Genomic DNA, 25,262 nt, shown 5'->3' with positions numbered 1-25,262 from the left:
GTTTTAGCAAAAATCCATAGCAATATTATTCAATAAAAACCTATGAAAAAGGATCAGTATGGCAACGATTTTGACACTAGCGGGCGATGGCATCGGCCCTGAGATTATGACCCAAGCCATTGATGTATTAAATGCCGTCAATGACAAGTTTGCATTAAATTTGACCCTTGAATCTGGGCTGATCGGCGGCGTCGCCATCGATGCGACAGGCGAGCCTTTACCAGATGAGACCTTGGCTCGTGCCCGTGCCGCCGATGCAGTATTGCTAGGCGCGGTCGGTGGCCCAAAATGGGATGGTATCGAGCGCAGCAAGCGTCCTGAGCGCGGTCTTCTAAAGATTCGCGGTGAGCTTGGCTTGTTTGCCAATCTACGTGTGGCAAAGCTGTATCCTCAGTTGGCCAATGCCTCGAGTATCAAGCCTGAAATCATCTCAGGTCTCGACCTGCTAATCGTGCGTGAACTGACAGGCGGTATCTATTTTGGAGAGCCGCGCGGTATTCGTACGCTAGATAATGGTGAGCAGCAAGGCTATAACACCATGGTCTATAGCACAAGCGAAATTCAGCGTATCGGCAAGGTGGCATTTGAGTTGGCAAAAACGCGGGCAGCTGCGACAGGTGGCGCCGCCAAAGTCTGCTCAGTGGATAAGGCCAATGTCTTAGAGGTCACTGAGCTGTGGAAGCAGACGATGATTGAGATGCAGCAGGCTGAGTATAGTGATGTGGCGTTATCACATATGTATGCTGATAATGCGTGCATGCAGCTGATCAAAGACCCAAAACAGTTTGACGTCATGGTGACGGGCAATATGTTTGGTGACATCTTATCTGATGAAGCTGCGATGCTGACAGGGTCTATTGGTATGTTGCCATCAGCCAGTCTTGATGCGTCAGGAAAAGGCATGTACGAGCCTTGTCATGGCTCGGCACCGGATATCGCAGGGCAAGACAAGGCCAACCCATTAGCGACGATATTATCTGTTGCCATGATGCTGCGCTATACCTTTAAACAAGAAATGGCCGCCCAAGCCATTGAACAAGCAGTCAGCGACGTGCTGGATGATGGACTTCGTACGCTCGATATTTTAGATCCTAGTGAAGCTGGATTGACTCAAGTTGGCTGTCAGCAAATGGGACAAGCTGTTTTGGCAAAATTGGTATAAGGCTCTGCGATATCGCGCTCTATAAAAAGCCATATACAAAGTTTGACGACTCATTTTTTAACTGTTAAATCATTATATTCTGTAAATTTAGTACCCATAAATTGCTGTGCAGTTTATGGGTTTTTTTATACTTGTTTAACAGTTGGCTGCGCTGGGTAACATAACCAACCTGTTATCCGCAAAAAAGTACTTTTATTAACACAGCTTGTGCAGAAGGCCGGTCTTATTAACATAAAGGTGTTATATGCTCACAGACCGATATGGCACCATATTTCACGTATACAACTGAAAAAAACAATCTGATTATAAAAAACAATCTGATAAAAATAATCGATATAACAATAAAACCTGATAAAAATGCTAGGAGCACACATGTATCATTTAAATAAAGTCAGTGCAGCGCTCGCCGCGGTTGGTTTGTCAGCTGCCGTATTGATAGGACAAAGCGTTATCGCCGATACAGACAATGCCAGGGGCGATGCTCAGGCAACGATGAGCAAATCCGCCGCCACTAAAGACGTTAGCCCAGTCACCAACGGCGTCAGTCAAAAGCTGACTGGTGATAGCAAAACGTCGATGTCGCTTAACAAACTGCTTCCTACCATTAAGTACAGCACCGACGATTTGCCAGCGATGGCAAAAAAAGTAAACGACGCCAGCTGGACGCCAGGTACTAATATCGATCGGACAATTGGCACCAAGTTACAAGCATTATTAAATTGGCATCACAGTGGCGTGGGTGCGGTCGATGGATACTGGGGAAAAAATACCAAAAAAGCCATGCAAGCCTTTCAAAAAGCCAATGGCCTAAGTGTCACAGAAACTCTAAATACCGAGACTTGGCAGGCCCTCACAAGTGATAAGGCGCTTATGATACAGCCTGTATTGGTCAACTATCAATTGACAGACGTGGACGTCGATATCAAAACCACTTCTATCCCAGCGGGTGCTACCGCAAAAGCTGAGCTAGAGGGTCTGTATTATGAGAGTGTGATAGAGGCGTTGGCAGAGAAGTTTCACATGAGTGAAAAATATCTCAAAACCCTAAACCCCAATGCCAGCTTTTCAGCGGGTGAGACCATAACGGTCTATAATCCAGGAAACCCCAACACCGCGCCTGTCAGCCGTGTGGTCGCCGACAAAACCACTCAGACGCTATATGCGTACGATGACAAAGGAACACTGGTTGCCAGTTATCCGACGACAGTAGGGAGTACGGCCACCCCGTCGCCATCAGGCACGCATACAGTAGAGGTAAAGGTTCATGAGCCCAACTATACTTATACTGCCGATGATGGGAGCCAAACTATCTTGCCGCCAGGCCCTAACAACCCAGTCGGCTCTGTGTGGATTGGCCTGAGTAAACCCTCTTATGGTATTCATGGCTCGCCAGACCCTGATCGTATCAGCCGTCAAGCATCCGCAGGCTGCGTGCGTCTGACCAACTGGGATGCCTTGGCACTATTAGGCGTCATACAAGATGGGGCTACGGTAGAGTTCAAATAGCTTCAGACAAAAGACAAAGAGCATGAAACCATCAGGGTTTTTTGCTTATAAAGGCGGGTTTTATGAACGCGTCAAAAAAATACCGCTAACCATCAGTTAGCGGTATTTTTATGCGGGTATGGCGGATATAGTCATTACTAAATAAAAAAGATGCACAGCATAAATTCGCGAGATTGGTACAAGTTTTTCTTGCGTGCTGTGCCTGCGCCGCTCGATGCCGCAAAAAACTTATCCGAGTCATGCCATATCTTTTCTATATTGATGTGACTAACTTGTAAGACAAAACATTGATAGCCAATAATGAGTCGGTTTGCATTTTCATTATTATTATCTGTTAAACCACCCAAGCATTCACAAAAATGCTCTTAAAATTGTCTTAGCAAGTACTGCATCATTTGGTAATGATGATATTTGTCATAACCACGTTTTCGTCATCACTGTTTAATAAAATCGATTGCAATAAAGCCGATTTTTATCGTAATTAGTTTTTACCACGATAGGTGATACGACCCTTTGATAAGTCATAGGGGGTCATCTCGACTTTGACTTTATCGCCAGTCAAGATACGGATGTAGTGTTTACGCATTTTACCAGAGATATGCGCGATGATTTCGTGTCCGTTTTCTAAACGAACTTTAAATAATGTGTTTGGAAGGGTGTCGATGACTTCGCCTTCAAATTCGATAATATCGTCTTTTGCCATAATTTTGTATCAATCAGTTAAAAATAAGCCCATATTATACGCAAGCTAGCGTATTAAAGCAATACAGAACCTGGTTTTGGCTTGACAGCTTGTAATCGATATGTATATCAGTCAGGCAGGTTTAGCCAAAGGGGCGTAAGAGGCACGGTGGGCAATAGTTTTTGCCAATGCTCGGGATAGTAAGCATTGACAAAGTATAGGCCGTCACCAGAGGCGGTCGGTGGTGCAATAGTACGGTCTTTTTTGGCCAAAATAGTCAAAAAATCAGACGGCTCTAGCTCGTGCTTACCGATAGCGTACAAGGTGCCCATTAGGTTGCGTACCATATGATGCAAAAAACCATCTGCTTGAATGTCAAACACGATAAACTGGCCATGGGCAAACAATCTGGCATGACTGACTGAGCGCACTGGCTGATTGGACTGACAAGCGGCAGCGCGGAAACTACTAAAGTTGTGCGTACCGACGATATCCGCTGCTGCCTGCTGCATGGCGGCCAGGTCAAGTGGTTCATAAATATGAGTGACTTGATGGTTTAAGATAGCAGGGCGCTGGGGTTGATTGAGGGTGATATAACGATAACGACGGGCGATAGCGCCAAACCGTGCATGAAAGTCGTTCGGCATGGGCTGTATCCAGCGCAGCGCAATGTCGTCAGGGAGTAGGCTGTTTACACCGCGAAGCCAGTTATGAGTCGGGCGATAGGCGTGAGTGGTAAAGTGGGCAATCATATTGCTGGCATGGACGCTGGCATCGGTACGCCCTGCGGCGACGACTTCTACGGTCTCATTGGCGACTTTGCCGATAGCGGTTTCGAGGGCCTCTTGGACACCCAGCACTTCTTGTTGCCGCTGCCAGCCGTGATACTGCGTACCCAAAAACTCGATAGCGATTGCTAGGGTGTAAGTGGGTTGGCTGGCGGTTTCGATAGGGAGTATCTCAGACATGATAATGTGTGGCTTATAAAGTAAATGGTAAGGTTTTTTTATGGCTTTAATAGGACCGATCAGCGCTTTTTGATGGTGATGCTGGCTTGGCTGACATTGTTTGTCCAGCGTTGACGGCGTCTGGTAGGACTGTCGTACCGCAGCAGCAGCCACAATAACCGCGCATAGATGGCTGGAATGGTCAACCGGCCGCCAGCGATGACATGATACTCATATTGCCAACTACCAGCCGCATAGTTATCACTTACGCCGCCAAAAGGCGATTGACTGGCACAAACCACCATATGCCCATGTTGATGCGCAAGGGTCAATGCCTGCGCCAAATCAGCTGAATAGGGCACGTTGCCTGCACCAAATCCTAATAAGATAATGCCACATGGCGGCTGAGAAAGTAGGGCTTGTAGCTGATTGCTTATAACCTCAGTATCGTTGGGGAGGCAATACAGAGCATGAATACGTGCTTGCTTGGCACGAGCATCGATGCTTTTGCTGACTTCTTGTTGATCCTCGACCCAGTGTTGGCGGCGGGCATCTGGCAAGTGCTTTATATAACTATTGGCAGGATAGGCTGCCCGAGAGTGACCAGTAAACGCCATGAGATCATGACTATGAATTTTTTGTACCGTTTGCGCAGGCCAAGATTCGCCGCCAAAGGCAATTTTTACTCCTGACTCACCCGCTGCTGCCAGTTTTAACGCATCGTTTAGGTTGCCCCACGCATCGCTATGCGTATCGACGCTATAGGTATGTAGCATCTCGCTGTCTAATAGCGGGCGCATACTGCCAGTGACCGCCACACAGATATCACTCCCTGCAAAGGCCTCTGCTAAAAACGCCCCGAGATAACTAAGCGTATCGGTACCAGTGATCAGCACAAAACGTCTGTGCCCCTGCGTATAGGCGGCTAGTATCAGCTGGTAAAAATGCACAAAATCGACGGGCGTTAATTGGCTACTGTCTTTGATCAAAGTGTTGTCTAGCCAAGAGACTGGCGGCAGATAGTGGGCATGGTCTGGCTCTGTTAGCAGTGTTTGTAATGTCGGTAAAAACACCTCTGCTGGTAGCGGTGCTAATGGCCGGCCATAACTGCCAAAAGTGCCGCCTGCATAAATTAGCTGGACGGGATCAGTAAGCGTCTTGGTCATAACAGAAGAGGGCATAGTCGGCGCCGTCATAAAAAGTAAATAAAAATAAGAACTAGGGTGCCCCAGCTCAATCGCTCAAATGAACTGCTCAATGAGTTGCTCAATAAATTGATAGTCATCTAAATCAGACCCTACTATAAAGGCTCAATGCAAAAAAAAGCAAGTATTCTCAAGGCACAAGAATACTTGCTGATAAAAAAGCCTGCTTTTTAATTACGCTGTGCGCTCGAGTAGTGACTGCGCTTGCTGCTGCTGTGCACTATTGCCTTGAGAAATGACTTCATTGAGCAAGCGTTTGGCACTATCGTACTCACCTAGCTGCAGGTACTGGCCTGCCAAGTCTAATGCTACCTGATTGCTGTCTAATGATTTGACAAAGTCAAAATCAGCGGCAAAGCGTGCTAAGAAGTCCTCAGCGTTATCTTTTTCAATACTCCCGGCAGGTTGAGCTGCTACTGGGGCAGCTGAGCTTGCTGCTGTATCCGATTCATCTGATAATGCATCAAGATCAAAATCAAAGTCATCATCGATCAATGTATTATCATCAAACGATGTGGGGCTACTCGAAGTCAGCTCAGAGGCTGCTGTCAAAGTAGGAGTAGCGTCATCACTGCTGTCTGCAAAATCACTGTCTAATGTTAAGTCATCAATATCGATGCTGTCATCACTTAATTCGCCACTTATCTCATCGCTCAGATCAAGCACAGGCTCATCAGTGTTTGTTTCAACATCTAAGTCAGCTAAGTCAGACTCTGTTTCAATTCCTAGTCCAGTCTCTGATGCAACGTTTAAGTCATCTGCGTCATCCAAATCGTCTAAGGACAAGACAAAGTCGTCGTTGCGGCTTTGGGCGGTCGCATCAGTCATGTGGTCAGTCGTGCTTGCTTTATCAGCAGCATCTTCTGAATCCATATCTGTCACTAAATCATCAAAATCTAAGACGAAATCCTCTTCATCTAGCGTTAGCGCTTCATTGGTATCCGCGCCGACACTGTCCGCTTGGGTTGAGACATCAGATGACTCTGGCTGCGCTGTTTCAATGTCCTCAAGACCAAAGTCGAATTCACTAAAATCTGTCTCTTCAGTCGTTTCTGTGGCCGCAGTGCTCTCGTCAGCTGCCGTGGTAGGCATTGCTGCCAGTGCCGGCTCATCTAAATCCGCTTCCAAATCACTGAGCGTCAAAGCAAAATCTGTGTCGGTATTGTCATCTGCCAGCACTTGTTCTGATAATGCTGGGGTCTCGACAGAAGAAGTTAAGGAGGCATCGCTCTCGCTGATATCATCAGTTGCCACATCATGGGTGGGACTGGCAGGTGTCGTTGGCAGATCAAAATCTATGCTTTCAAAGTCGGCGGCTTGCTCAACGGGCGCAGTTTGCGCGGCGACTTGATTTTGCTCTTCAAAAAACAGCATCTTTAGCTCATCTGCTAAGGCAAGGCTTTTTGGGTCATTTTGCGAGCTGATGGTGTCATAGACTTTGTTGAAATTCTCTGATTGATTAATCGTCGCATAGATGCTTAGCAGCTTTAAAGAAAGCTGACTATCGTTAGGCTTTTCGCGCAAGCCGCGATTGAGTGTTTCAATCGCTTTGTCATAACGTTGCTGATCTATAAAGCGCTGGGCAATGGTGATGGGGTCAAACTTGTTTTCGCTGCTGACATCAGTTTGTACGGGCGCACTTGTTTTTGGCGCTGGTGTCTGTGCCGCTGTATCTCTATCTGACTTGACATAAGGCTGCGCCGAAGGTTTTTGCGCTTTGTTTTTACGTATCACTAAAACCGCTATTAATACAATCAGTACCAAGCCGGCGATGATGTATAGCATATTGTCCATTGTTACTCCCACGCCTATGATCACAGCATAATACGCTGCTATATCAGGCAATTATTGGTTGCGTAGTTTTTTGAGACGAGCTTGCAGCTCTGCCAATTTTTGATTCTGTAATTGAATTTTTCGCGTATAACTGTCAAGTGCGCTACTGGTCTTGGATAAGCTTTGGGCCTGAGAGGCAGCCGCTTGCCGTGATGCTTTTAAAGTAGCTAGTATGTCTGTGCTAATTCCATTGCCTGTGGCCGCCGCTGATTTGGTTTGGGTACCGTCGGCATTGCCATCATGTCCTGGAGCCAATACAGAAAACTGCGCTCTTGGCAGGGTCTTGGTAATGGTTGGTTTTTTTTGTGACTTGGCTGCAGGCGCTGAGTTGTTTTTCGCTTTAGCTGTATGGGGCTTTGCTTTAGGCGCTGGCTGTGCGACAGGGGTATTTATCCGCCGACGATATTTTTGTTTTTGGGCGCTGATAGCGGCCTCTAGCGCTTGCTGTGATGGCAATACATCATAATTCGGCAGATTTAGCTTGGCGTCGGCTTTGAGCTGGTCTGCGTCTTTATTGATAAAAGCATTGGGGTTTTGTGATTGAATCTGTTTCATCACGGTCTGAATATCGACATTGTTTTCTTGGGCAATCTGCTGAGCAATGATCCATAAGCTATCATTGCGCTGTACTTGATATTGAAAGTTTGCCGTGCTTTGCGTTTGGGCGTCTGCTATAGAGTCTGCCGCCACGTGGTTTGTAGGTGCAGTTTGATCGTTGGTGCTTGACTGAGAGGGTGCGGCAGTATCAGCCGGTATGTTGCTACCAACAACCGTTGCCGCTGCCGTATGCGCTGTGCTCAAAGCCGCTTGCTCGGCGGTTTGGTTATCCTGAGCTGCGTCGTTTTTTGGGGCGGCAGCTACGATGCTGGCACTCATATCCGTGTTTTTTTGCTGACTCGGCTGTATCTGACGCGTGACTTGAATATTTAGCGTATCTAGCGCGTTGTCTGCTTGCGCTGTGCCGAGCGTGTGTTGCGTAGCAGGTGATACTTCGCTCGCGGTGCTAATACTTGAGGCGGTTTGCTCTTGAGCCAAACGGCCATTGTCCAAGCGGCTGGCAGGGTTAGGTCGGCTAGCGTTGGTCTGCGCTGGACTGGCGGCCGTGAGCTCAAAGTCATTAGCCAAACGCCCATTGTCTAAACGGCTAGGCGTATAGGTTAGATGGTCAGTTGCTGATACAGATGTCTTGGCAGGCGTGCTGGCTGAGGCAGCTTGCGTTTGAATACTTGCGCTTTGCGTATTGGCCCTTTGCGTATTCGGCAGTTGCACGTTGGGCGCGGACCGTTTGACGGCCGTAGGAGCGCTTGTCGATGAGCTTGCGGCTGATGCCGATATCAGTGGTGGCGGAGCACCTTTTCTAAGGGTCAAAGGCTTGGTATTATTGGCGGATACGGCAGGTAAATTGGGCTTTTTTGCGCCTGTTACGATGTTTTTGGTGGTGTCGATGGGCAAGCTGGCATCGAGCGGCATCAATAATGTTTTGGGCACGACATTACGCTGACCCTGATCATTGATGGTCAACACAATATCGGCAAAGGGTTTAGAAACAGGTTTTGATGTACTGATATAGACTTGGCCGCTGGTTTCTGAAGTCGGCTGAAAGCGTACCATCATTGAGTCAGTTGGCGTCAACCCCATTTGCTGATAGATAGCAGGGTTGGCCAAGCTGGCTGAAAAGTCAGCTGCTCGAATGTCCGAGACACTGATGCTGGCTCTTAGAGGCTCATGCTGTGCTGAGGTCACAACGGTCTTGCCAATCGTGGCCGCTTGGGCGCTAGAGACAAAGGCGGCACAGCTTACCGAACACAGTAATGCCATCGATACCGCACGGTGTACGCGAGTCAAACGATGAGATAAACGACAAGACATATGCAGCCCTTAGAATATAGGTTATCTTTGCTTTTATAACAAAATCTGGTTTAGTTTACCAGTTTATTTCACAACTGTTGTGTCCAATGTATCAAATGTTAATTTACTGTATAAAACACCCGTTTATTCAGTCGTCATCTGCTTCTCAAGTAGCATGGCGTCTCCATAACTAAAGAAGCGGTATTGCTGCTCGACGGCATGTTTGTACGCTTGTTCAATCGCTTGTTTGCCCGAAAACGCCGAGACCAGCATCAATAGGGTAGACTTTGGCAAATGAAAGTTGGTCAGTAGCTTATCGATGACAGCGAATTTAAAGCCTGGATAAATAAAAATATCTGTGTCGCCTGACCAGCCAGCAAGCGGTTTGCCCGTGCTCGCAGTCTTTTGGTAGGCAGTTTCGAGCACGCGCGTGACCGTCGTGCCAATCGCGATCACCTGCTTGCCGTTTGCATGGGTTTGATTGATCAGATCCGCGGTTGCCTGCGGTAAATGCGCATATTCACTGTGCATGGTGTGATTGAGCAAGTTGTCGGTTTTGACAGGGGCAAAGGTGCCCGCGCCCACATGCAACGTCACAAAGGCGGTATGAATCCCTTTGGCTGCCAGTTTATCCAAAACCACTTCATCGAAATGTAAGCTGGCAGTCGGTGCCGCCACGCTAGCGAGTTTGGCTGGATCATGAAAAACGGTTTGATAGCGGGTATTGTCCGTGGCGTCTGCATGACGCTCAAAATATGGCGGGATAGGTAGCTCGCCATATCGCTCTAGCTGCGGCAGGATAGGAGCATCAAAGGCTAGGATAAATAAATTATCCTGACGGCCAATCATGACCGCATGTATATGACCATCGCCGAGCTGCAAGCGCTGTCCAAGCTTGGGCGCTTTGCTGGCTTTTATGTGACCAAGTGCGATATGGTCAGTGCAGACCGGTTGATCATCCGCGGTCGTCAAATGCAGGGCGGCGGGCGCCAAGTCTGCAATATCGACCAAACGCTCGATCAGCACCTCGATCTTACCGCCCGTGTCTTTTTGTCCAAACAGGCGCGCTTTCATCACCTTGGTGTCGTTAAACACAATCAAATCACCCGCATTTAGTAAATCTGGCAATTCAGAAAACATGCGGTCTTCGGCACGGCTATCTGCCACAGTGGCAGGATTGTTGGCGGGTAAATACAATAATCTTGAGGCCGAGCGCTGCGCTAGCGGATAGCGGGCGATTAAGTCATCTGGCAGCTCATAGTCATAGTCATTAACGCTCAGATAGTCTAAGTCATTATGGTTTTTATGAGCATCAGTTATGGTATTACGATCTAAATCTACAGCGTGGGAGTGGGTCATAATGGGTCTTTCAATGAAGAGTGGTGAAGGATGATATGAGCGTAATTGTAGCAGAAATGACAGGATAAACGCATGCCTCATTGAGTGACTCACAGGCATAATGTGTCATAACGACCACGTTATTACGGCCATGTCGTCATGACCGCGAGCGCTGCCACAAAAACCTGACAGCCATACTGATGGCTTGAGGTAACCATCGCTCAGATATCAATCAGATATCAATCAGATATCAATCAGATATCAATCAGATATCAATCAGACTCATCTATTCAAATAGTTTTAACTGAGGCAAGAGCAGGGCGGCGGGCACCAATGAAGAGAAAGTCACACCGACCAGACGTATGGGCAGCTGACGCGGGATGTCCAAAAACAGCTTGTCTAGCCAATAATGGGCGGATTCGGCGCTGTCAAAGGCCGTCGATAATGTGTGTGAGCGCGTGACTTGAGTAAAATCCGCGTATTTAACTTTTAAAGTGATGGTATGCGCGACCAGTTGTTTTTTTTGCATTTGATCAAACGCGTCTTCATTTTGTGCATAAATTTGTACTTTTAGCTCAGCATCGTCGTCAAGATTATCCCGAAAGGTGGTCTCAGAGCCTACGGATTTGTGCGTGCGCTGCGACTTGACCGTACGCTCATCGCGGCCATGAGCGATATCATGATAGAACTGACCACGTTTTCCAAACTCCTGTACCAATGCCGCCGCTGGCAAGCGCCGCAAATCAGCACCCGTGCGCACGCCCATGGCATGGAGGCGCTTGGCAGTGGCTTTGCCAATACCATGAAAGCGCTCGATGGGAAGGGTACTAATAAACGCATCGGCATCGGCTGGGGTGATAACTGCGATACCATTGGGTTTGTTGATATCAGAGGCAATCTTGGCCAGCATCTTATTAAATGAGACGCCAGCAGAAGCGGTCAGCCCTGTGTGCGCCAAAATCTGCGCTCGTAGCCAATTGGCCATCAACGTCGCTGAGCCCTTATGTACAGATAAGCCGGTGACATCCAGATAGGCTTCATCCAATGACAGCGGTTCGACATGAGGCGTCAATTGATGCATGATTTGGCGTATATCGCGACTGACCGCCCGATAAACCTCAAAGCGTGGCCGAACAAATATCGCCTCAGGACAGCGTTTACGCGCTTCATAGCATGACATCGCTGAGCGTACACCAAACTTGCGCACCTCATAACTGGCTGCTGCGACAACCCCGCGCCCGCTTGGGTCACCACCGACTACCAAAGGCAGACCTCGTAACTTTGGAAAGTCACGTTGTTCGACACTGGCATAAAAAGCATCCATATCAATATGAATGATTTTGCGGGGTGAAAGAGGAGTAGAAGCAGTCATGACCACTATTTTACCCCAATTAGCAAAACTATTTTAGCGGCAACCATAAATATGGCTTGATTTTATAAATAAATAGGATCTTAAAACAATTTAAAGAATATCAGTGGGTTAAACCCGCCAATCTCCCTAAGCTCGTACCTTTTGTTTACCGTTTAACCTAAAGGATTTGCCGTCTATCATGAATAATGCATTTAGATGTTACGCTTTTGCTTCAGACGTTCTACACTAAAGTAAGTATCGAAGTAGACGATTGTTAAAAGGATAAACAACTTCTTTATACGCCCTAGTCTATAGCGAATAAAAAGGTTGTTTATGGCTCGCACCACACTCGCCTATAGAGTATTGGTAAACTCGCCGCCTAAGGGAACATACTTAGGGGTGCATGAGGGACTAAGGAGCTGATGATGAATAAACTAACAGGGAGCGAATTGACACGCGCAATGCTAGCACGAGGAGATAAAGATATCTGGTGTGCAGTTTGTGATGAGAGTGATGAGCTGGCGATGATGGATCTGTATGGCAATGATTTTACCGTCTATATTGTAGATTATCGTGACGGATATTTTTACTGCCGTAGCGGCACATCTTGGGCCTGTGCAGTACCTATAAAGATAGCAGCCATCACGCAAGAAGATATTGATAGCCCAATGATACAATAAATCTTATAAACACAAAAAAACCTCCCATATAGGAGGCTTTTTTGTTAAAAATGGTACCAGTGGTCGGACTCGAACCGACACGCTTTTAAAGGCAACGGATTTTGAATCCGTCATGTCTACCAATTCCATCACACTGGCATGTAAGTAGATAACGTTTATAAAAACAACAGTTATCGAATTGGGCTACGGTGTTCGCCGTATAGGCTGCGTATTATAGCAGCCTATTTTTTGTCGTCAAGAATTATTTTAAATAATTTGCAGTTATTTGACGATATAGCAAAAAACGCAGACCTAACCGACAAAGGCTCGTTCAACGGCATAGTCGGCTTGTACGCCCATACGTGGGGAGACAGTGAGGCCAAAGCCGTCTAGTATCTCTGATACTTCCGCGTTAAATGGCATGCTACCGCATAGCATGACACGATCATCGTCTTTGTTCATCGGTGGCAAGCCGATATCGTCAAACAGCTTACCTGATCTCATCAAATCCGTGACTCGGCCTTGGTTTCTAAATTCTTCACGGGTCACGGTGGGGTAGTAAATGAACTTTTCGCGGTACCATTCGCCAAAAATTTCATCGTTAGGCAACTGGTTTTCAAACATATCGCGATAGGCCAAGTCTTCGACATGACGCACGCCATGTACCAAAATGATTTTGTCAAAACGCTCATAAACCTCAGGGTCACGTGCCAATGCCAAAAAAGGCGCAAGTCCAGTACCCGTCGATAGCATGTAAAGATGCTTACCTGGTAACAGGTCATCCAACACTAACGTGCCTGTGGGTTTTTTACTGACCAATAACTCATCGCCAACTTTGATGTGTTGCAAGCGTGAAGTCAGTGGGCCGTCTTGTACTTTGATCGAAAAGAACTCTAAATGCTCTTCGTAGTTGGGACTGGCAATAGAGTAAGCGCGCAGCAGCGGTCTGCCATCGACCACGATTCCAATCATCGCAAACTCGCCATTACGGAAGCGTAAGCCATCGTCACGCGTGGTTTTGATGCTAAATAGAGAGTCATTCCAATGATGAACCTCTGTAACCGTTTCGGTGCGAAGTTTTGACATAAAGTCCTCGTTAATAAGTGATTATCGGTATCGTATGGGTTAAATAGGTATAAGATAAAATTTTTCAATGACCGTTTCGGCGCTAATAAGGCGTTGGGTTTTATAGGCGGTATGAAGCGCTATTTTAGCCTTTTATATACTTTAACTTATATATTTTAACATTTTATATAATGTTATAAATGACAGCGAATGCCTGTGGCGTCAAGCCATGAAAATCAGTTTGTTCAGCCAAATCTGCCCACTAAGATAAGGCAAAACACGACAAGGTATCACTATTTTTATCAAAAGCGGTTTCGTCAGCGCGCCTAGCCTATCAAGTCGCCTCTATTGAACTGCCCATATCAAATTGCTTTTATAGAGCTGTTTCTATAAAACTGTTTTTATAAAAATAGGGGCGGTCATCAAATTCTCGCTCATAATACCAAACTTTAAAATAAAAATCCGTCTGGCAGCGACTATGTGGCATGATAAAATAGAATATCGTTAGTAAATAATTTTGTATCATGCAATAAGCGTGTTTTTGGAGAATTTATGCCTGTATCAGGTGACGATGTGCTCGCCGATTGTCATCGGGCGCCTATTATTGGCTATCATCGTGCGCCGCTCTCGCAAAAGTTTGGGGCGCCAAGACAACCAAACTTGGTGGCGATGATGAGTGTAGTTGAGATGGTTGCGCCTTATGATACGCCCGCCGCTTTTGTTGGTTTAGAGGCGTTTAGTCATATCTGGCTGAGCTGGCAGTTTCATCATAATGATACGGCCAAAGCTGGCAGAGTGAGTGCAGCCGCACCTGCCGGCGAAGAGGATGCGACAGCGGCGCGCACGACAGCAAAGGGGCATTTTCGTCCGCAAGTGCGGCCACCAAGATTGGGCGGCAATCAAAAAATAGGCGTGTTTGCCAGTCGTAGTATGTATCGCCCATCAGCGCTGGGTCTGTCTGTGGTCAAGCTTGAGCGCGTCGAGGTAGTACAAGGTCGCGCGTTTCTTATCATCAGTGGCGCTGATATGATAGATGGTACGCCCATCATCGATATCAAGCCCTATGTGGCGTATAGCGATGCGCTGATCGATGCTCGTAGTGGCTTTGCTCCTACGGCACCTGAGCTGCTAGAGGTCACAGTCACTGACACCGCTTATCAGCAGTTTTTGCAGCTAATGCCTGATGCGCTTACTAGAGAAACTGCGCAAGGTGCTGGCAGGCAAGTGTTAATTGATCAGGCGCGCTGGCAACTTGTCGATACGGATATGGCCATTATTCAAGCACTTATCGCTCAAGATCCGCGTCCTGCCTATCGCCGCAAGGAAGTGCACAAAACCTTTACGATGCGCTATAAGTCTGTCGATATAGCGTTTTGGCGGCTTGCCTCAGGGGCGCTGCAGATCACAGAGATTACCGGCATAGCATAACGTTATATAGTATCACGCTAAAGAGCTTATATAATGCTGCAGCTGAGCTTGGCCAATCTAGACAATGGCCTCACATGTACTGACCAAAAAAGAAGAAAAATATGTCTGAGCAGAAGTATTCGATAGTCATAGATTTACGGTGGTGCCTAGATGAGTTACTGGCGGATAGAGTCATTGATCAACGCAGCTATAATTTGGTCATTACCAGCCGCCGAGCCAAGGAGCAGCACCCACTACTGACCATTAGCGAGTTTGGTTTGCCCAATGCTCATGCGCTAGACAGCGCCTCTGAGGCCAAACTAACGCTGTCATGGCTCAACCAATGGCTGGCAGCCAAAGCGGGTATGGCGATGGTGCGTATTGATCCGCTAAAGGTTGATGTGCCAGCAGTCACGCAGCTGATGTCTTTTGAATATGCTCGCTCGCAGCATATTTTGCCGATTGAGGTCACATTAGATGAGGTCGTCATTGGTACAGACCAGCCGTTTTTTACCGATTGGCACGCCAATATCGAAAAACTGATCAAATCCAAAACCTATCGCACCGTCTATATCAGTCCTGATCAGCTCAAGCGCTATCGTCAAGAGTTTTATCAAGTGACACAAGCGATTGCGGGTGCCAACTCTTTACATAAGCGTGCTGCCGCTGATGTGACCAATGTCGAGGCATTATTGCAGCTTGGGGACAACACCAACCCCGATGCCAATGATCAACATATTGTCAAAGTTGTCGACTGGCTGCTGCAGTATGCCTTTGAGCAGCGTGCCAGTGATATTCATTTAGAGCCTCGGCGTGAGATGGGGAGGGTGCGCTTTCGTATCGATGGGGTGCTGCACACAGTATATGAGATGCCGCTGGCCATCATCGTCGCAGTGACTGCGCGTATCAAAATCTTGGGGCGGCTAAATGTCGCCGAAAAGCGCAAACCGCAAGATGGCCGTCTAAAGACTCGTACGCCAAAAGGGCTAGAAACCGAGTTGCGACTCTCTACTATGCCGACCGCCTTTGGCGAAAAGCTGGTGATGCGCGTCTTTGACCCTGAAGTGTTGGTACGCTCGTTTGCTCAGCTTGGTTTGTCGGGTAAGCAGCTCGAGACATGGCATGAGCTGACCGCCCATCCAAACGGTATTATTTTGGTCACCGGCCCGACAGGCTCTGGTAAGACCACCACCCTATATAGTACGCTCAAACAGCTGGCGACCGAGCAGGTCAACGTGTGTACCATCGAAGACCCTATCGAGATGATTGAGCCGAGCTTTAATCAGATGCAGGTCAATGCGGGAGTGGATTTGCATTTCGCTGATGGTATCCGCTCATTGATGCGTCAGGATCCAGATATCATCATGGTTGGGGAGATTCGCGATACTGAGACGGCCAATATGGCGGTACAAGCATCGCTAACTGGGCACTTGGTACTCTCAACACTGCATACCAATGATGCACCAAGCTCACTGACACGTTTGCATGATTTGGGGGTGCAGCCGTTTTTGACCTCAGCGACCATACTCGGAGTCATGGCACAGCGTTTATTGCGTACCTTATGTCCACACTGCAAGCAAGCGCTAGAGGTACGCCCCGAGAGTGAGATTGCCATTCAATGGCAGGAGCTGGTGCAGCCTTGGCGCGCGCCCTTGCCTGCGCAAATCTACCGCGCAACAGGCTGTGAGCATTGCCGCCAAACGGGCTATCAAGGCCGTGTGGGCCTGTATGAAATCATGCCGCTATCCAATGAGTTAAAAAAGTTGGTCGCAACCGATGCCAATGTAGAGGCACTAAAAAAACAAGCCTACCGCGAAGGGGTGCAGCCGCTGCGATTATCGGGTGCCAAGCGTATCAGTGAAGGGGTGACGACCATAGAAGAGGTGATGCGCGTGGTACCGCTGCATTAAGTGTATGCGGCAAATAGACAGCTGTCCTTCATGTCTGCATACTGCCTTAGCGCTCCCAGCGTACATTTTGGCGCATGATTTTCGCGGGCGTACCTGCGACCATGCAGTTTGGGGTGGTAATGGGTTTGTTGACAAAAGACCCTGCGGCAATGATACAGCCGCTAGCGATGGTGACATTTTTGGAGATAGTGACGTTGGCTGCGATCCAGATATGATCTTCCAATACCACATCAGCGCGGGCCTGGTTTAGGCGCTCGTTGGACTCGGTGTCGTAGACTTTGTGGACATCGGTTGCACGGATTTCTATCCCGCGCGATATCATGCATGCTTTGCCGATGCGCACGCTTTTGTCACGTGCCAACACATAGCAGTCAATCGCCGTGGTCCGATCGCCGATATTAATGTGCAAATGATCGCCCACAATCAGCAGATGGCCTGAAAATTTGACGTGCTTACCGATGGTAATATGATTATGACTGCCATTGATATCGATATTGAGCTTGTTAAACTTCCCGTGCTCGCCGATACTGATTTGATTGTCATGACCTTTACGTATGGTAATGGCTGAGCCGCCGATGATACGTGCATCATGGGCGATATCGATATGATTGTCCTGTCCATTATCTGTCAATAAAAACCGCTGTCTGTAGAGTTGTTTGGGGAGCAGGGTTTTGAGGATAAGGGGCAGGGTCACTGTCTTTTTTGGCATCATAATAGCAGGGCTTATGTGGATGAATGTTAGGCGTGATAGGCCGCTGGTCGCAGCGCTCTATGGGTCTTTATGGATTATGCCTTGAAAACAGCGCAAGTCAGAGCAATAAATAGCACAGAGACGAGGTATTTTATACTGTGAAGGTCATTTTTTAACTGTCATTTCTCAAGTGCCATGTCTTATTTTAAAATTTACCACTTATGTATTTAATTAACGAGATTGTTTATGTTTACTGATACGCATTGCCATCTAAACCGTCTGGATTTAACCAAATATGATGGTCAACTGTCCGGCGCAATTGACGCGATGAAAGCGGCCAATGTCACGCGCGCGATGGCGATTATGTGTGATTTTGCTGAATATGATGACATCGCTCATATCGTCAGCACTCATAGCGATGAGGTGTTAGAGCTGGGCATGAGTGTCGGCATTCATCCTTGTGAAGATATCACAGTGCTGCAATCCGCGACAACCGAGCGGCTGATACAAACCGCTGATGCTGAGCATGTCTGGGCCATCGGGGAGACGGGACTGGATTACTACTGGTCAACAGAAAATAAAAAAGAGCAGCAAGCAAGTCTTGCTCGTCATATCTATGCCAGCCAGCAGCTCAAAAAACCCTTGGTGGTGCACATGCGCGATGCCAAAAAAGATACCCTTGATATCTTAAAAGCAGAAGGCGCTGAGCATGGCATCATTCATTGTTTTACTGAAGATTGGGAGACGGCCAAACGAGCGCTGGATCTAGGATTTTATATCTCATTTTCAGGCATCGTCAGTTTTAAGAGCGCACAGATGATTCAAGATGCGGCGCGCAAGATGCCCAAAGATAGAATCCTCATCGAAACCGACAGCCCTTATCTGGCTCCTGTCCCCAAGCGCGGCAAACCCAATGAGCCTGCCTATGTGCCGTATGTCGCCCGTTATCTGGCTCAGATGTATGAGTGTGACAGTGAGGAGGTTGGAGCGCTGACAGCAAAAAACTTTGAAAATTTGCTGGCACAGTACTGCTAAAATGGTTATGCTATGACCACTCAGTCATTTGTCGGGTAATGTGAGGGTTTTGTCTCTTTTTTATTTCTAATGTCGAGCATAATCAGGCAGTTGCCCATGACTATTTAGCAAACACGAGCATATTCCCTTTGGCAGTTCTCGAGCAGTCTTCATATAGTTGCATACGCTTGTTGCCGATACATCCGTATAAACGATGGTTATATGCTTAATCTTGTCAAGTTTTAGGAGAGATTATGAGTCGTCAGCATCAGTTCAAAGCACGAGAAGAGAATATCTTAGCGATGGCAGAGCAACTGTTACTTGAGTCCGGCGATGGTGATATCACTTTGGACAGTTTGGCAGATCAGCTGGATTTGGCCAAAGGCACGTTATATAAGCATTTCTCCAGTAAAGATGAGCTGTATCTGCGTATTATTATTCGTTATGAAGAGCAGTTGTTTGAGATCAACCGTATTGATGACTGCCCATCAGCGGGGGTGGCTCGTATGATTTTGCAGCAACTGTTTAACCCCCAAAAAGCCATGCTGCTCAACCAGATAGAAGAGCGTCTGGCGGCCTCGGTGACAGGTCTTAATCGCTTGTTTGGCGAGCTATACGATATTCGCCGTCAGCGTATGAAGCGTTTGATCGACATCATCAGCGCGTATCTAAAAGACGAGCACAGTAGTTTGAGCACTCGTGACTATTTGTCGTCGATTTGGGCGATGGGTCAAGGCGGGGCGGGGTTATTAAACTCAAGTTTTTATCAGCGTTATTTGGGTCGCCGCGACACCTTGCGTTATGCTTTTGTGCAGCAAATGCTGGAATTGCCAAGTCACTACCCAGCTGCTGACGATGACGTGATGGATGAGGATATGCAAGAGTTGGTAGAGCAAATCGATACAGAATCAGAAGAGCACCGTAACACCAATTATTAGCGCGTTTCTCGTGTTAAAAATGATGACTTACATGAGTTAAGAACACATATCCCAACAGATAAAAACAGTGCCCAATGTAGGCAGTCACATCGCTCTGTGCTGTGGCCTTTTGGCAGGCAGCACAGCAATTTTTGTACTTACCTTAATATAATCATGAGCTTATAGGTGCAATATGCCGGTCACTGTCAAGACTCAGACTCGCTCAGCGACCAGCTCTCTAAGATTGATTCAATCAGAATTTAGTCAGTATAAGCTGTATGATAAGGCGTTTATGCCTGATGCTGATGACCCTACACTTCCTTTCATAAAAAACGCCCGTACTTCTTTTGTTCATACATCTGCTTCGGCACACTCGCACTTCATGTCTTCTAAATCTCAAACAGGTTTTACGCTGGTCGAAATCGTGGTAGTGGTGGCCATCTTGTCGATATTTGCTGGTATGATGAGCCTATCTGTGGGCAGTAGTGAAGCGCGTAAAAACCGCGCGTTTTATGAGCATCTGACCGACTCACTCAGCTATGTACGGTTATTGTCCGCTGAGCGTATGCAGCCGATGGGTCTTAGTCTGCAGGCCGATAAGCGCGGTCAGATGACGCCTGTGATTGTGACCTTGTCCAATCCCTATGCCGCGTATCAAGCAGCGAGCATCTCAGCAGATACCAATGATAGTACGCCCAAAAATGCCATGGAGCTGTCGGCAGAGCTGACTACCATGAGCGGTGGTTCTGATGAAGCTTTGCCAACGCCAAGCTGGGAGACTGAGACGGGGGTGACGCTGCCTGAGCTGCCATCTGGTGTTCATATCAGGGTGCAGAGCTTGGCGGCTGTAGAGGTATCAAGCACTCAGCAAGCTCAGACATTGCAGCCTTGGTTTGTCGGTCAAATGGTGCCGCAGGTGGTTTGGTTTGGTACAGGGCAGGCCACGCCGGTGACCATCGAGGTGCTGCATGAGGCGCGGCTGGTGGGTGATGTAATCACGATTATGCCCGACGGTAGTATGATGATTGGACAAGGACAGTAAGTGATGAGCCAACACACCAACGCTTATGATAAAGCTGCCTCATCACATTTAGAGCAGAGCCAGCGCGGCTTTACGTTGATAGAGGTGATGGTGGCGCTAGCGATTTTGGCTGTGGTTGCTGTTGCAGCCAGCCGTGCCAGTAGCGCTTATTTAAGCTCAGTCGACATACTGCGAACCCGTACACTGGCGCATTTTGTGGCACAAAACGCGGCGGCGGATTTACGTATTCAAGAGACGTGGCTGACGGCCAATCGCACCCAAACGATCAATGCCCAAGGCCGAGATTGGCAGGTGGTCATGACGGTCAATGAGGCGATCACGCCTGCGCTAAAGGAAGTAAATATCTCAGTTGCGCCGATAGTAGATGGCCAAGCACGTACGGCTGTGACCGATATCAGTGTGATGCTAAGCAATAGTGAGCAAGACATCGGCAGCCTAGATATGGCAGGTTTGGCCGCATCTGGCGGTGCGCCATGAGGCAGCAGCGGGGCTTTACTTTACTAGAGCTACTGCTAGCAATGGCGATATTTGCCATGCTCGCAGTCGCAGGGTGGCAAGTGTTTGACAGTGTTAGCAAGTCGCGTGAGCGCGCCCAGCGTCATGCAGATGATTTGGCAGTATTACAATACGCGTATTTGCAGTTGCAACAAGATATGGGGCAAGTCATTGCTTATCAGGCGAGTGAAGCGTCAACGACTGACGACTTAACCAATAATAGCAGCACAGATCCGCAAGCAACACTTCCGCCGCCTCAGCCGTTTATGAGCGTGGATGGCGAGTCTGTCAGTTTTGTACGATTTGCCGATCCGGATCCACGCTATCAGAGTAGCGCTAGTGTGCAGCGGATCGCCTATGTGTTTGCTAACGATCAGCTAATCCGCCGTCAATATTATACTATTCATAGTATGAATGGCGAGAGCCCAAGCTTAGATAGTGTGCTATTAAAAGGCGTGAGTGCAGGACGCTGGCAGGCTTTAATACCAGAGCCAAGCGATCAGTTCCCTAATACAGAGGGTGGCCGCTTGGACGCATCGGCAAATCAAACGAGCCGCGTAGCCAATACAGCCAATACACAGGCCAAAATCACTCTTTTGCCAGAAGGTATGGCGGTGAGCTTTACTTATCAAGACATGCCAATCACGTGGCAATGGGCGCTCGCTCCTAAGTCGCTAGCTGTTGGTAGCTTTAAAACAGCAAATACAGTTAATGATGGTAACAGTAACAATGATGATAATGGCGGTGCCCAAAACGATGATGCAGGGGGCGGTGTCTAAATGCATCATTTATTCGATACTAGAGGGCAGTTATGTCGATGACAGCGAACTCACAGCGCGGGGTTGCCTTATTGACGATATTGCTACTGGTGGTCAGCATCACTGTCGTGGCAGGTGCCATGCTGGCCAGTCAAAAGATTGCCATCAGACGCAGCGGGTTGTTGTTTGAGCAAAACCAGCTTTTACAAGACATCCATGCTGGTCAACAGCTGGCCGTGACGCTGCTTCGCGCTGATGATGCGCTAAATGATACGGACAGTGAGCAAGATATTTGGGCGCAGTCGATCCCGCCGTATACTTTGGATGGGCACAGTATCAGTATCGAGGTGCGTGATGAAGCCAGTCGATTTAATATCAATAACTTATATCATGACGGCGCAGTGGATGGCACCGCATTGGTGGTATTTCAGAGGTTGTTGGTACAGTTAAATTTGGCACCAGAGATTGCTATAGCCGTGCTTGACTACCAAGATAGTGACAGCACGGTTTATCAAGATGGCGGTGATGAAGGTGTGGTCTATGGACAGCAATCGAGGGGCGCGGCCAGCACACTGCCCAATCAGCCATTTGTCAGTGTGGAGCAGCTGCAAGATATCGAAGAGGTCAGCGCTGAGGATTTAGCAGCACTACGTCCTTATATCACTGCAGTGCCTTATTATTTGCCTATCAATATCAACACTGCCAGCCCGGTTTTGCTCGCTGCCCTGACAGAGACGGCTGATCGTCAGCAGATGCAGGCGCTGGTCGATATGCGCGGCCAGCAAGCATTAGCGGCGATTGATGCGCTGTGGCAACTACCAGCGCTTGGTACGGTGAGCGCTGACGAGCGCCAAGCGTTGACTCCGCTGCTTGCTACCGAAAGCCAAGCATTTATGGCGCTGATCACGGCCGCTGATACTGGTGCAGGAAAACAACGCTTTGCCACCATACTGATCAGCAAAACGCCTGCCAATGTCGCAAACAGTAGCGGCGGCAACAACGAGAGCGTCGCGAGTGAGACCGATAAAACCACTAAGCATATTCAGGTGGTGGCACAGCGCTTGTGGGCCTTTAGACCCAGCTTTTAAGCTGTAGAGCCGCTAATCTTTTAGACGGGTCTCTTCGCTTGATTTCCAGTTGTACGCACCATAAAACAGCATCTGTGCTTGCCGAGTACAGTTATGGAGCATCAGCTGTTTGTTTTTTTCGATTTCATTTAGATCGATCTCATCATCATGATCTTCGGTGTAAGTCAGCTCCAACCAATCGATGATCCAAGAAAAAAACATATTGATGCCAGCTTCAGCCAGTAGCCGTCGATCATAAGCATTGATGTGAGTAAAGGCTGGCTGCAACGCTAAGTCATCCGCTAAGTTTTGCGTGTGGTTTTTGACCAAATCGCTGATGGCTTTGCGCACCGCATCAGAGCCGCCATAGCGCTCACTGACCAAAAACTGCCAATAGTACGGCTGATCGCTGACCATATACAAAAACAGCTGGATACTTTTGGCAATTTGCCGATCAAAACTGCGCTTACGGCCAATCTGCAGGCTGTCACTCAATATAGCGAGTGTGCTGCCAAGCTCCTCAATCACTAAGGCTCGACCAAGCGATTCCATATCGTCAAAATGCCGATAAAATGCCGTCGGCACCACACCCACCTCGCGGGTGACCTGCCGAAGACTAATAGAGCTAAAAGCTTGCCCAGTCATACATAAATCGAGCACCGCATTAAAAAAAGCGTGCCGAGTTTGAAGTTTTTTTTGTTCGCGACTACTCATAGTATTTCAAAAATTATCCAGTAAAGGGTTATCATACGCATTTTAGCGCACAAATACGACCAAAATACGCAACGACTGTTAACTCAATAGTCGCCATATCGCACCCATTCATTTTTTTATCACGGTTTTTCAAACGGACGCGGTTTATACCATCGTCCCCCAATGCCCCTGTAACTCTTGCGCCAGTCGATAGGCTTCATGATCGTTCATACCCGTAATAAAATCTAGAATGCTTAAAATATTATGATAGACATTGTCTGATAACGTACGGCGCTGCTCATCTAAGTGCGGCTGTAGCAGCTTTAGCAAACGCTCCTGCTCAAAAGACATAGGCTGCGCGGCGCTTATGATCGTACTCCCCGTCCACGCCAGCGGCATAAAGGCATCTAAAAGACGATGCAGGCATTGATTGGCCATCAGCTCCATACGTACTTTACTTGGATGGTTAAATATTTGCTCACGCGCCAGCTGTTTGGCTTGATGGATGCCGTTTTGTACGCTGGTATCACAGTGGGCAAACAGACTACCGCTGAGGTTTCCGGCCAGTAATGCGTCATCATTGGCAACAAAAGCATCCGTCACTGTGTTGACCAGGCGCATCATAGCCCGCGCGCGCAGTGATGCCAGACTTTGCCTGACAGACATATGAGCAGGTAACTCGATGGTACAAGGTCGCTCACCGATCAGCTCATAAAATATCGCCGCCACATCTTGATAGGTCAGCATATTTAGATTGATGCCGTCTTCTAAATCAATCAATGCGTAACAAATATCATCCGCCGCCTCTAATAGGTACGCCAGTGGGTGACGGGCAAAACCATCATGCTGCTTGGAGCGTGGCAGGTTTAAACACGATGCTAAGGTTTCTAGCTGCGCCGTTTCACTATAAAAGCAGCCAAATTTTTGTACTTTTTTGGCTTGCGATGGACGGGATTGTAAGGTGGCAACAGGGCGCTGCGGATAGGTAAGTTGTGAGCTGTCATTGCTGTGGGTGGCCAGCCAAGGATATTTCATAAAAGCGCCCAAGGTTGCGCAAGTCAAACGCATACCGCCTTTATCAGGATGATGCTCGTTACGTGCGAGCAAACGAAACCCTTGTGCGTTACCTTCGTAGGCCAATAAATCCAACTGCTCAGAGGGGGATAAATGCTGCAAAACCGCCTGCCGCTCAGTATGGGCAAACCAGTCGCGAATGGCGTACTCACCTGCGTGCCCAAATGGCGGGTTGCCGATATCGTGGGCCAAACATGCCGCTTGCACGATGACGCCGACATCAGCAGGCGAGACCCCAGCGGGCAGACCGTGGGACAGCTTATCATGGAGCTTTTCTGCTGCCATCATACCCAAAGAGCGCCCAATACAAGAGACTTCAAGAGAGTGGATCAGACGGGTATGAATACCCAGCTGATTGGTCAATGGATGTACTTGGGTCTTTTGATTGAGCTGACGAAAAGAGTGCGAAAATACCAGCCTGTCATAATCTTTATGAAACTGAGAGCGAGTGCTGGTATTGGCATTGTGTTTTTTATGAGCGCCGAGGCGCTGAGCGTTTAGAAGATGAGACCATTGGGTGGTGGCAGACGACAAAGACATAGAGGTGCCTAGCATATAAAAATATCCAAAACCAAGGGAGCCTCTAGCATAGCAAAAA

The 25,262-nt window shown here is 48.0% G+C and carries 22 protein-coding genes and 1 tRNA gene; 11 read left to right on the top strand and 12 right to left on the bottom strand.

Annotated features, from left to right (window positions below):
* The first annotated feature begins 58 nt into the window (after positions 1-58).
* Both leuB and J3491_RS00495 read left to right on the top strand, forming a co-directional pair.
* The gene (gene leuB / locus J3491_RS00500) at positions 59-1,162 is read left to right on the top strand and encodes a 3-isopropylmalate dehydrogenase (protein ID WP_207968835.1); all 1,104 of its coding nucleotides are present in this window, start codon (positions 59-61) and stop codon (positions 1,160-1,162) included.
* Between the two features lie 372 nt (positions 1,163-1,534).
* Positions 1,535-2,668, top strand: a complete 1,134-nt coding sequence (locus J3491_RS00495) for a L,D-transpeptidase family protein (RefSeq protein ID WP_207968834.1) — start codon at positions 1,535-1,537, stop codon at positions 2,666-2,668.
* 481 nt (positions 2,669-3,149) lie between these two features.
* Here J3491_RS00495 and infA read toward each other — a convergent pair whose 3' ends face one another.
* From infA to dinB, 7 genes are all read right to left on the bottom strand, one after another.
* A complete protein-coding gene (gene infA / locus J3491_RS00490) occupies positions 3,150-3,371 on the bottom strand; it encodes a translation initiation factor IF-1 (protein ID WP_021814850.1) in 222 nt (73 codons plus the stop codon).
* A 107-nt stretch (positions 3,372-3,478) separates the two neighbouring features.
* Complete coding sequence (truA, locus tag J3491_RS00485) at positions 3,479-4,318, bottom strand: tRNA pseudouridine(38-40) synthase TruA (protein WP_207968833.1); 840 nt, start codon at positions 4,316-4,318, stop codon at positions 3,479-3,481.
* Positions 4,319-4,377: 59 nt separating this feature from the next.
* Entirely contained in the window at positions 4,378-5,463 is a 1,086-nt protein-coding gene (locus J3491_RS00480) for an asparaginase (RefSeq protein ID WP_207968923.1), read from the bottom strand.
* A gap of 213 nt (positions 5,464-5,676) precedes the next feature.
* A complete protein-coding gene (locus tag J3491_RS00475) occupies positions 5,677-7,296 on the bottom strand; it encodes a FimV/HubP family polar landmark protein (RefSeq protein ID WP_207968832.1) in 1,620 nt (539 codons plus the stop codon).
* Between the two features lie 51 nt (positions 7,297-7,347).
* Positions 7,348-9,204 (bottom strand): type IV pilus assembly protein FimV, encoded by a 1,857-nt coding sequence (locus tag J3491_RS00470; RefSeq protein ID WP_207968831.1) that lies wholly within the window; start codon positions 9,202-9,204, stop codon positions 7,348-7,350.
* 123 nt (positions 9,205-9,327) lie between these two features.
* The gene (queA, locus tag J3491_RS00465) at positions 9,328-10,542 is read right to left on the bottom strand and encodes a tRNA preQ1(34) S-adenosylmethionine ribosyltransferase-isomerase QueA (RefSeq protein WP_207968830.1); all 1,215 of its coding nucleotides are present in this window, start codon (positions 10,540-10,542) and stop codon (positions 9,328-9,330) included.
* Positions 10,543-10,807: 265 nt separating this feature from the next.
* On the bottom strand, positions 10,808-11,893 hold the full coding sequence (dinB, locus tag J3491_RS00460; RefSeq protein ID WP_207968829.1) for a DNA polymerase IV: 1,086 nt from the start codon (positions 11,891-11,893) through the stop codon (positions 10,808-10,810).
* A 404-nt stretch (positions 11,894-12,297) separates the two neighbouring features.
* Here dinB and J3491_RS00455 point away from each other — a divergent pair, with 404 nt between their 5' ends.
* Positions 12,298-12,552: a hypothetical protein gene (locus J3491_RS00455; RefSeq protein WP_243455991.1), complete on the top strand. Its 255-nt coding sequence runs from the start codon at positions 12,298-12,300 to the stop codon at positions 12,550-12,552.
* A 51-nt stretch (positions 12,553-12,603) separates the two neighbouring features.
* Here J3491_RS00455 and J3491_RS00450 read toward each other — a convergent pair.
* Together J3491_RS00450 and J3491_RS00445 are read right to left on the bottom strand one after the other, a co-directional pair.
* Positions 12,604-12,690, bottom strand: a tRNA-Leu gene (locus J3491_RS00450).
* 153 nt (positions 12,691-12,843) lie between these two features.
* Positions 12,844-13,617: a ferredoxin--NADP reductase gene (locus tag J3491_RS00445; RefSeq protein ID WP_075101595.1), complete on the bottom strand. Its 774-nt coding sequence runs from the start codon at positions 13,615-13,617 to the stop codon at positions 12,844-12,846.
* A gap of 531 nt (positions 13,618-14,148) precedes the next feature.
* Here J3491_RS00445 and J3491_RS00440 point away from each other — a divergent pair.
* Entirely contained in the window at positions 14,149-15,024 is an 876-nt protein-coding gene (locus tag J3491_RS00440; RefSeq protein ID WP_207968827.1) for a tRNA (N6-threonylcarbamoyladenosine(37)-N6)-methyltransferase TrmO, read from the top strand.
* 101 nt (positions 15,025-15,125) lie between these two features.
* Positions 15,126-16,913: a type IV pilus assembly ATPase TfpB gene (tfpB, locus tag J3491_RS00435; protein ID WP_207968826.1), complete on the top strand. Its 1,788-nt coding sequence runs from the start codon at positions 15,126-15,128 to the stop codon at positions 16,911-16,913.
* A 46-nt stretch (positions 16,914-16,959) separates the two neighbouring features.
* Here the strand turns inward: tfpB and J3491_RS00430 are convergent, their stop codons facing one another.
* On the bottom strand, positions 16,960-17,625 hold the full coding sequence (locus J3491_RS00430) for an acyltransferase (RefSeq protein ID WP_207968825.1): 666 nt from the start codon (positions 17,623-17,625) through the stop codon (positions 16,960-16,962).
* Positions 17,626-17,850: 225 nt separating this feature from the next.
* Between J3491_RS00430 and J3491_RS00425 the strand changes: the two genes are divergently transcribed.
* The 6 genes from J3491_RS00425 to gspK all read left to right on the top strand — a co-directional run bounded on the left by J3491_RS00425 (position 17,851) and on the right by gspK (position 22,918).
* Positions 17,851-18,639, top strand: coding sequence for a TatD family hydrolase (locus J3491_RS00425; RefSeq protein ID WP_075101591.1), 789 nt, complete (start codon positions 17,851-17,853; stop codon positions 18,637-18,639).
* A gap of 233 nt (positions 18,640-18,872) precedes the next feature.
* Positions 18,873-19,556, top strand: a complete 684-nt coding sequence (locus tag J3491_RS00420; protein WP_075101590.1) for a TetR/AcrR family transcriptional regulator — start codon at positions 18,873-18,875, stop codon at positions 19,554-19,556.
* A 361-nt stretch (positions 19,557-19,917) separates the two neighbouring features.
* Positions 19,918-20,577, top strand: a complete 660-nt coding sequence (locus J3491_RS00415; RefSeq protein ID WP_243455990.1) for a type II secretion system protein — start codon at positions 19,918-19,920, stop codon at positions 20,575-20,577.
* Positions 20,578-20,580: 3 nt separating this feature from the next.
* Positions 20,581-21,054 carry a type II secretion system minor pseudopilin GspI gene (gene gspI / locus J3491_RS00410; protein WP_100749542.1) on the top strand — a complete coding sequence of 158 codons (474 nt, stop codon included), beginning with the start codon at positions 20,581-20,583 and terminating at the stop codon, positions 21,052-21,054.
* Positions 21,051-21,851 carry a type II secretion system minor pseudopilin GspJ gene (gene gspJ / locus J3491_RS00405; RefSeq protein WP_207968823.1) on the top strand — a complete coding sequence of 267 codons (801 nt, stop codon included), beginning with the start codon at positions 21,051-21,053 and terminating at the stop codon, positions 21,849-21,851. Before gspI ends, gspJ begins: the two co-directional genes overlap by 4 nt.
* Positions 21,852-21,889: 38 nt before the next feature.
* Complete coding sequence (gspK, locus tag J3491_RS00400; protein ID WP_207968822.1) at positions 21,890-22,918, top strand: type II secretion system minor pseudopilin GspK; 1,029 nt, start codon at positions 21,890-21,892, stop codon at positions 22,916-22,918.
* A 12-nt stretch (positions 22,919-22,930) separates the two neighbouring features.
* On the opposite strand, the gene J3491_RS00395 is transcribed toward gspK, so the two are convergent.
* Together J3491_RS00395 and J3491_RS00390 are read right to left on the bottom strand one after the other, a co-directional pair.
* On the bottom strand, positions 22,931-23,611 hold the full coding sequence (locus J3491_RS00395) for a TetR family transcriptional regulator (RefSeq protein WP_075101587.1): 681 nt from the start codon (positions 23,609-23,611) through the stop codon (positions 22,931-22,933).
* A 144-nt stretch (positions 23,612-23,755) separates the two neighbouring features.
* Positions 23,756-25,204 (bottom strand): deoxyguanosinetriphosphate triphosphohydrolase, encoded by a 1,449-nt coding sequence (locus J3491_RS00390; RefSeq protein ID WP_207968821.1) that lies wholly within the window; start codon positions 25,202-25,204, stop codon positions 23,756-23,758.
* Positions 25,205-25,262 lie beyond the last annotated feature (58 nt).

The organism is Psychrobacter halodurans (genome assembly GCF_017498075.1).
Lineage (GTDB): Bacteria > Pseudomonadota > Gammaproteobacteria > Pseudomonadales > Moraxellaceae > Psychrobacter > Psychrobacter celer.
The sequence above is the reverse complement of the archived record's forward strand: the minus strand, read 5'-3'. Positions and strand labels throughout refer to the sequence as shown.

What these genes read in the sequence shown, in the direction of transcription:
- dinB (WP_207968829.1), bottom strand. Translation starts at nt 11,893, where the DNA reads ATGACTGCTTCTACTCCTCTTTCACCCCGCAAAATCATTCATATTGAT.
- infA (WP_021814850.1), bottom strand. Translation starts at nt 3,371, where the DNA reads ATGGCAAAAGACGATATTATCGAATTTGAAGGCGAAGTCATCGACACC.
- J3491_RS00470 (WP_207968831.1), bottom strand. Translation starts at nt 9,204, where the DNA reads ATGTCTTGTCGTTTATCTCATCGTTTGACTCGCGTACACCGTGCGGTA.
- J3491_RS00425 (WP_075101591.1), top strand. Translation starts at nt 17,851, where the DNA reads ATGTTTACTGATACGCATTGCCATCTAAACCGTCTGGATTTAACCAAA.
- J3491_RS00440 (WP_207968827.1), top strand. Translation starts at nt 14,149, where the DNA reads ATGCCTGTATCAGGTGACGATGTGCTCGCCGATTGTCATCGGGCGCCT.
- J3491_RS00455 (WP_243455991.1), top strand. Translation starts at nt 12,298, where the DNA reads ATGAATAAACTAACAGGGAGCGAATTGACACGCGCAATGCTAGCACGA.
- tfpB (WP_207968826.1), top strand. Translation starts at nt 15,126, where the DNA reads ATGTCTGAGCAGAAGTATTCGATAGTCATAGATTTACGGTGGTGCCTA.
- J3491_RS00480 (WP_207968923.1), bottom strand. Translation starts at nt 5,463, where the DNA reads ATGACCAAGACGCTTACTGATCCCGTCCAGCTAATTTATGCAGGCGGC.
- queA (WP_207968830.1), bottom strand. Translation starts at nt 10,542, where the DNA reads ATGACCCACTCCCACGCTGTAGATTTAGATCGTAATACCATAACTGAT.
- J3491_RS00395 (WP_075101587.1), bottom strand. Translation starts at nt 23,611, where the DNA reads ATGAGTAGTCGCGAACAAAAAAAACTTCAAACTCGGCACGCTTTTTTT.
- J3491_RS00445 (WP_075101595.1), bottom strand. Translation starts at nt 13,617, where the DNA reads ATGTCAAAACTTCGCACCGAAACGGTTACAGAGGTTCATCATTGGAAT.
- gspI (WP_100749542.1), top strand. Translation starts at nt 20,581, where the DNA reads ATGAGCCAACACACCAACGCTTATGATAAAGCTGCCTCATCACATTTA.
- gspK (WP_207968822.1), top strand. Translation starts at nt 21,890, where the DNA reads ATGACAGCGAACTCACAGCGCGGGGTTGCCTTATTGACGATATTGCTA.
- J3491_RS00430 (WP_207968825.1), bottom strand. Translation starts at nt 17,625, where the DNA reads ATGATGCCAAAAAAGACAGTGACCCTGCCCCTTATCCTCAAAACCCTG.
- J3491_RS00415 (WP_243455990.1), top strand. Translation starts at nt 19,918, where the DNA reads ATGTCTTCTAAATCTCAAACAGGTTTTACGCTGGTCGAAATCGTGGTA.
- J3491_RS00495 (WP_207968834.1), top strand. Translation starts at nt 1,535, where the DNA reads ATGTATCATTTAAATAAAGTCAGTGCAGCGCTCGCCGCGGTTGGTTTG.
- J3491_RS00475 (WP_207968832.1), bottom strand. Translation starts at nt 7,296, where the DNA reads ATGGACAATATGCTATACATCATCGCCGGCTTGGTACTGATTGTATTA.
- truA (WP_207968833.1), bottom strand. Translation starts at nt 4,318, where the DNA reads ATGTCTGAGATACTCCCTATCGAAACCGCCAGCCAACCCACTTACACC.
- gspJ (WP_207968823.1), top strand. Translation starts at nt 21,051, where the DNA reads ATGAGGCAGCAGCGGGGCTTTACTTTACTAGAGCTACTGCTAGCAATG.
- J3491_RS00420 (WP_075101590.1), top strand. Translation starts at nt 18,873, where the DNA reads ATGAGTCGTCAGCATCAGTTCAAAGCACGAGAAGAGAATATCTTAGCG.
- leuB (WP_207968835.1), top strand. Translation starts at nt 59, where the DNA reads ATGGCAACGATTTTGACACTAGCGGGCGATGGCATCGGCCCTGAGATT.
- J3491_RS00390 (WP_207968821.1), bottom strand. Translation starts at nt 25,204, where the DNA reads ATGTCTTTGTCGTCTGCCACCACCCAATGGTCTCATCTTCTAAACGCT.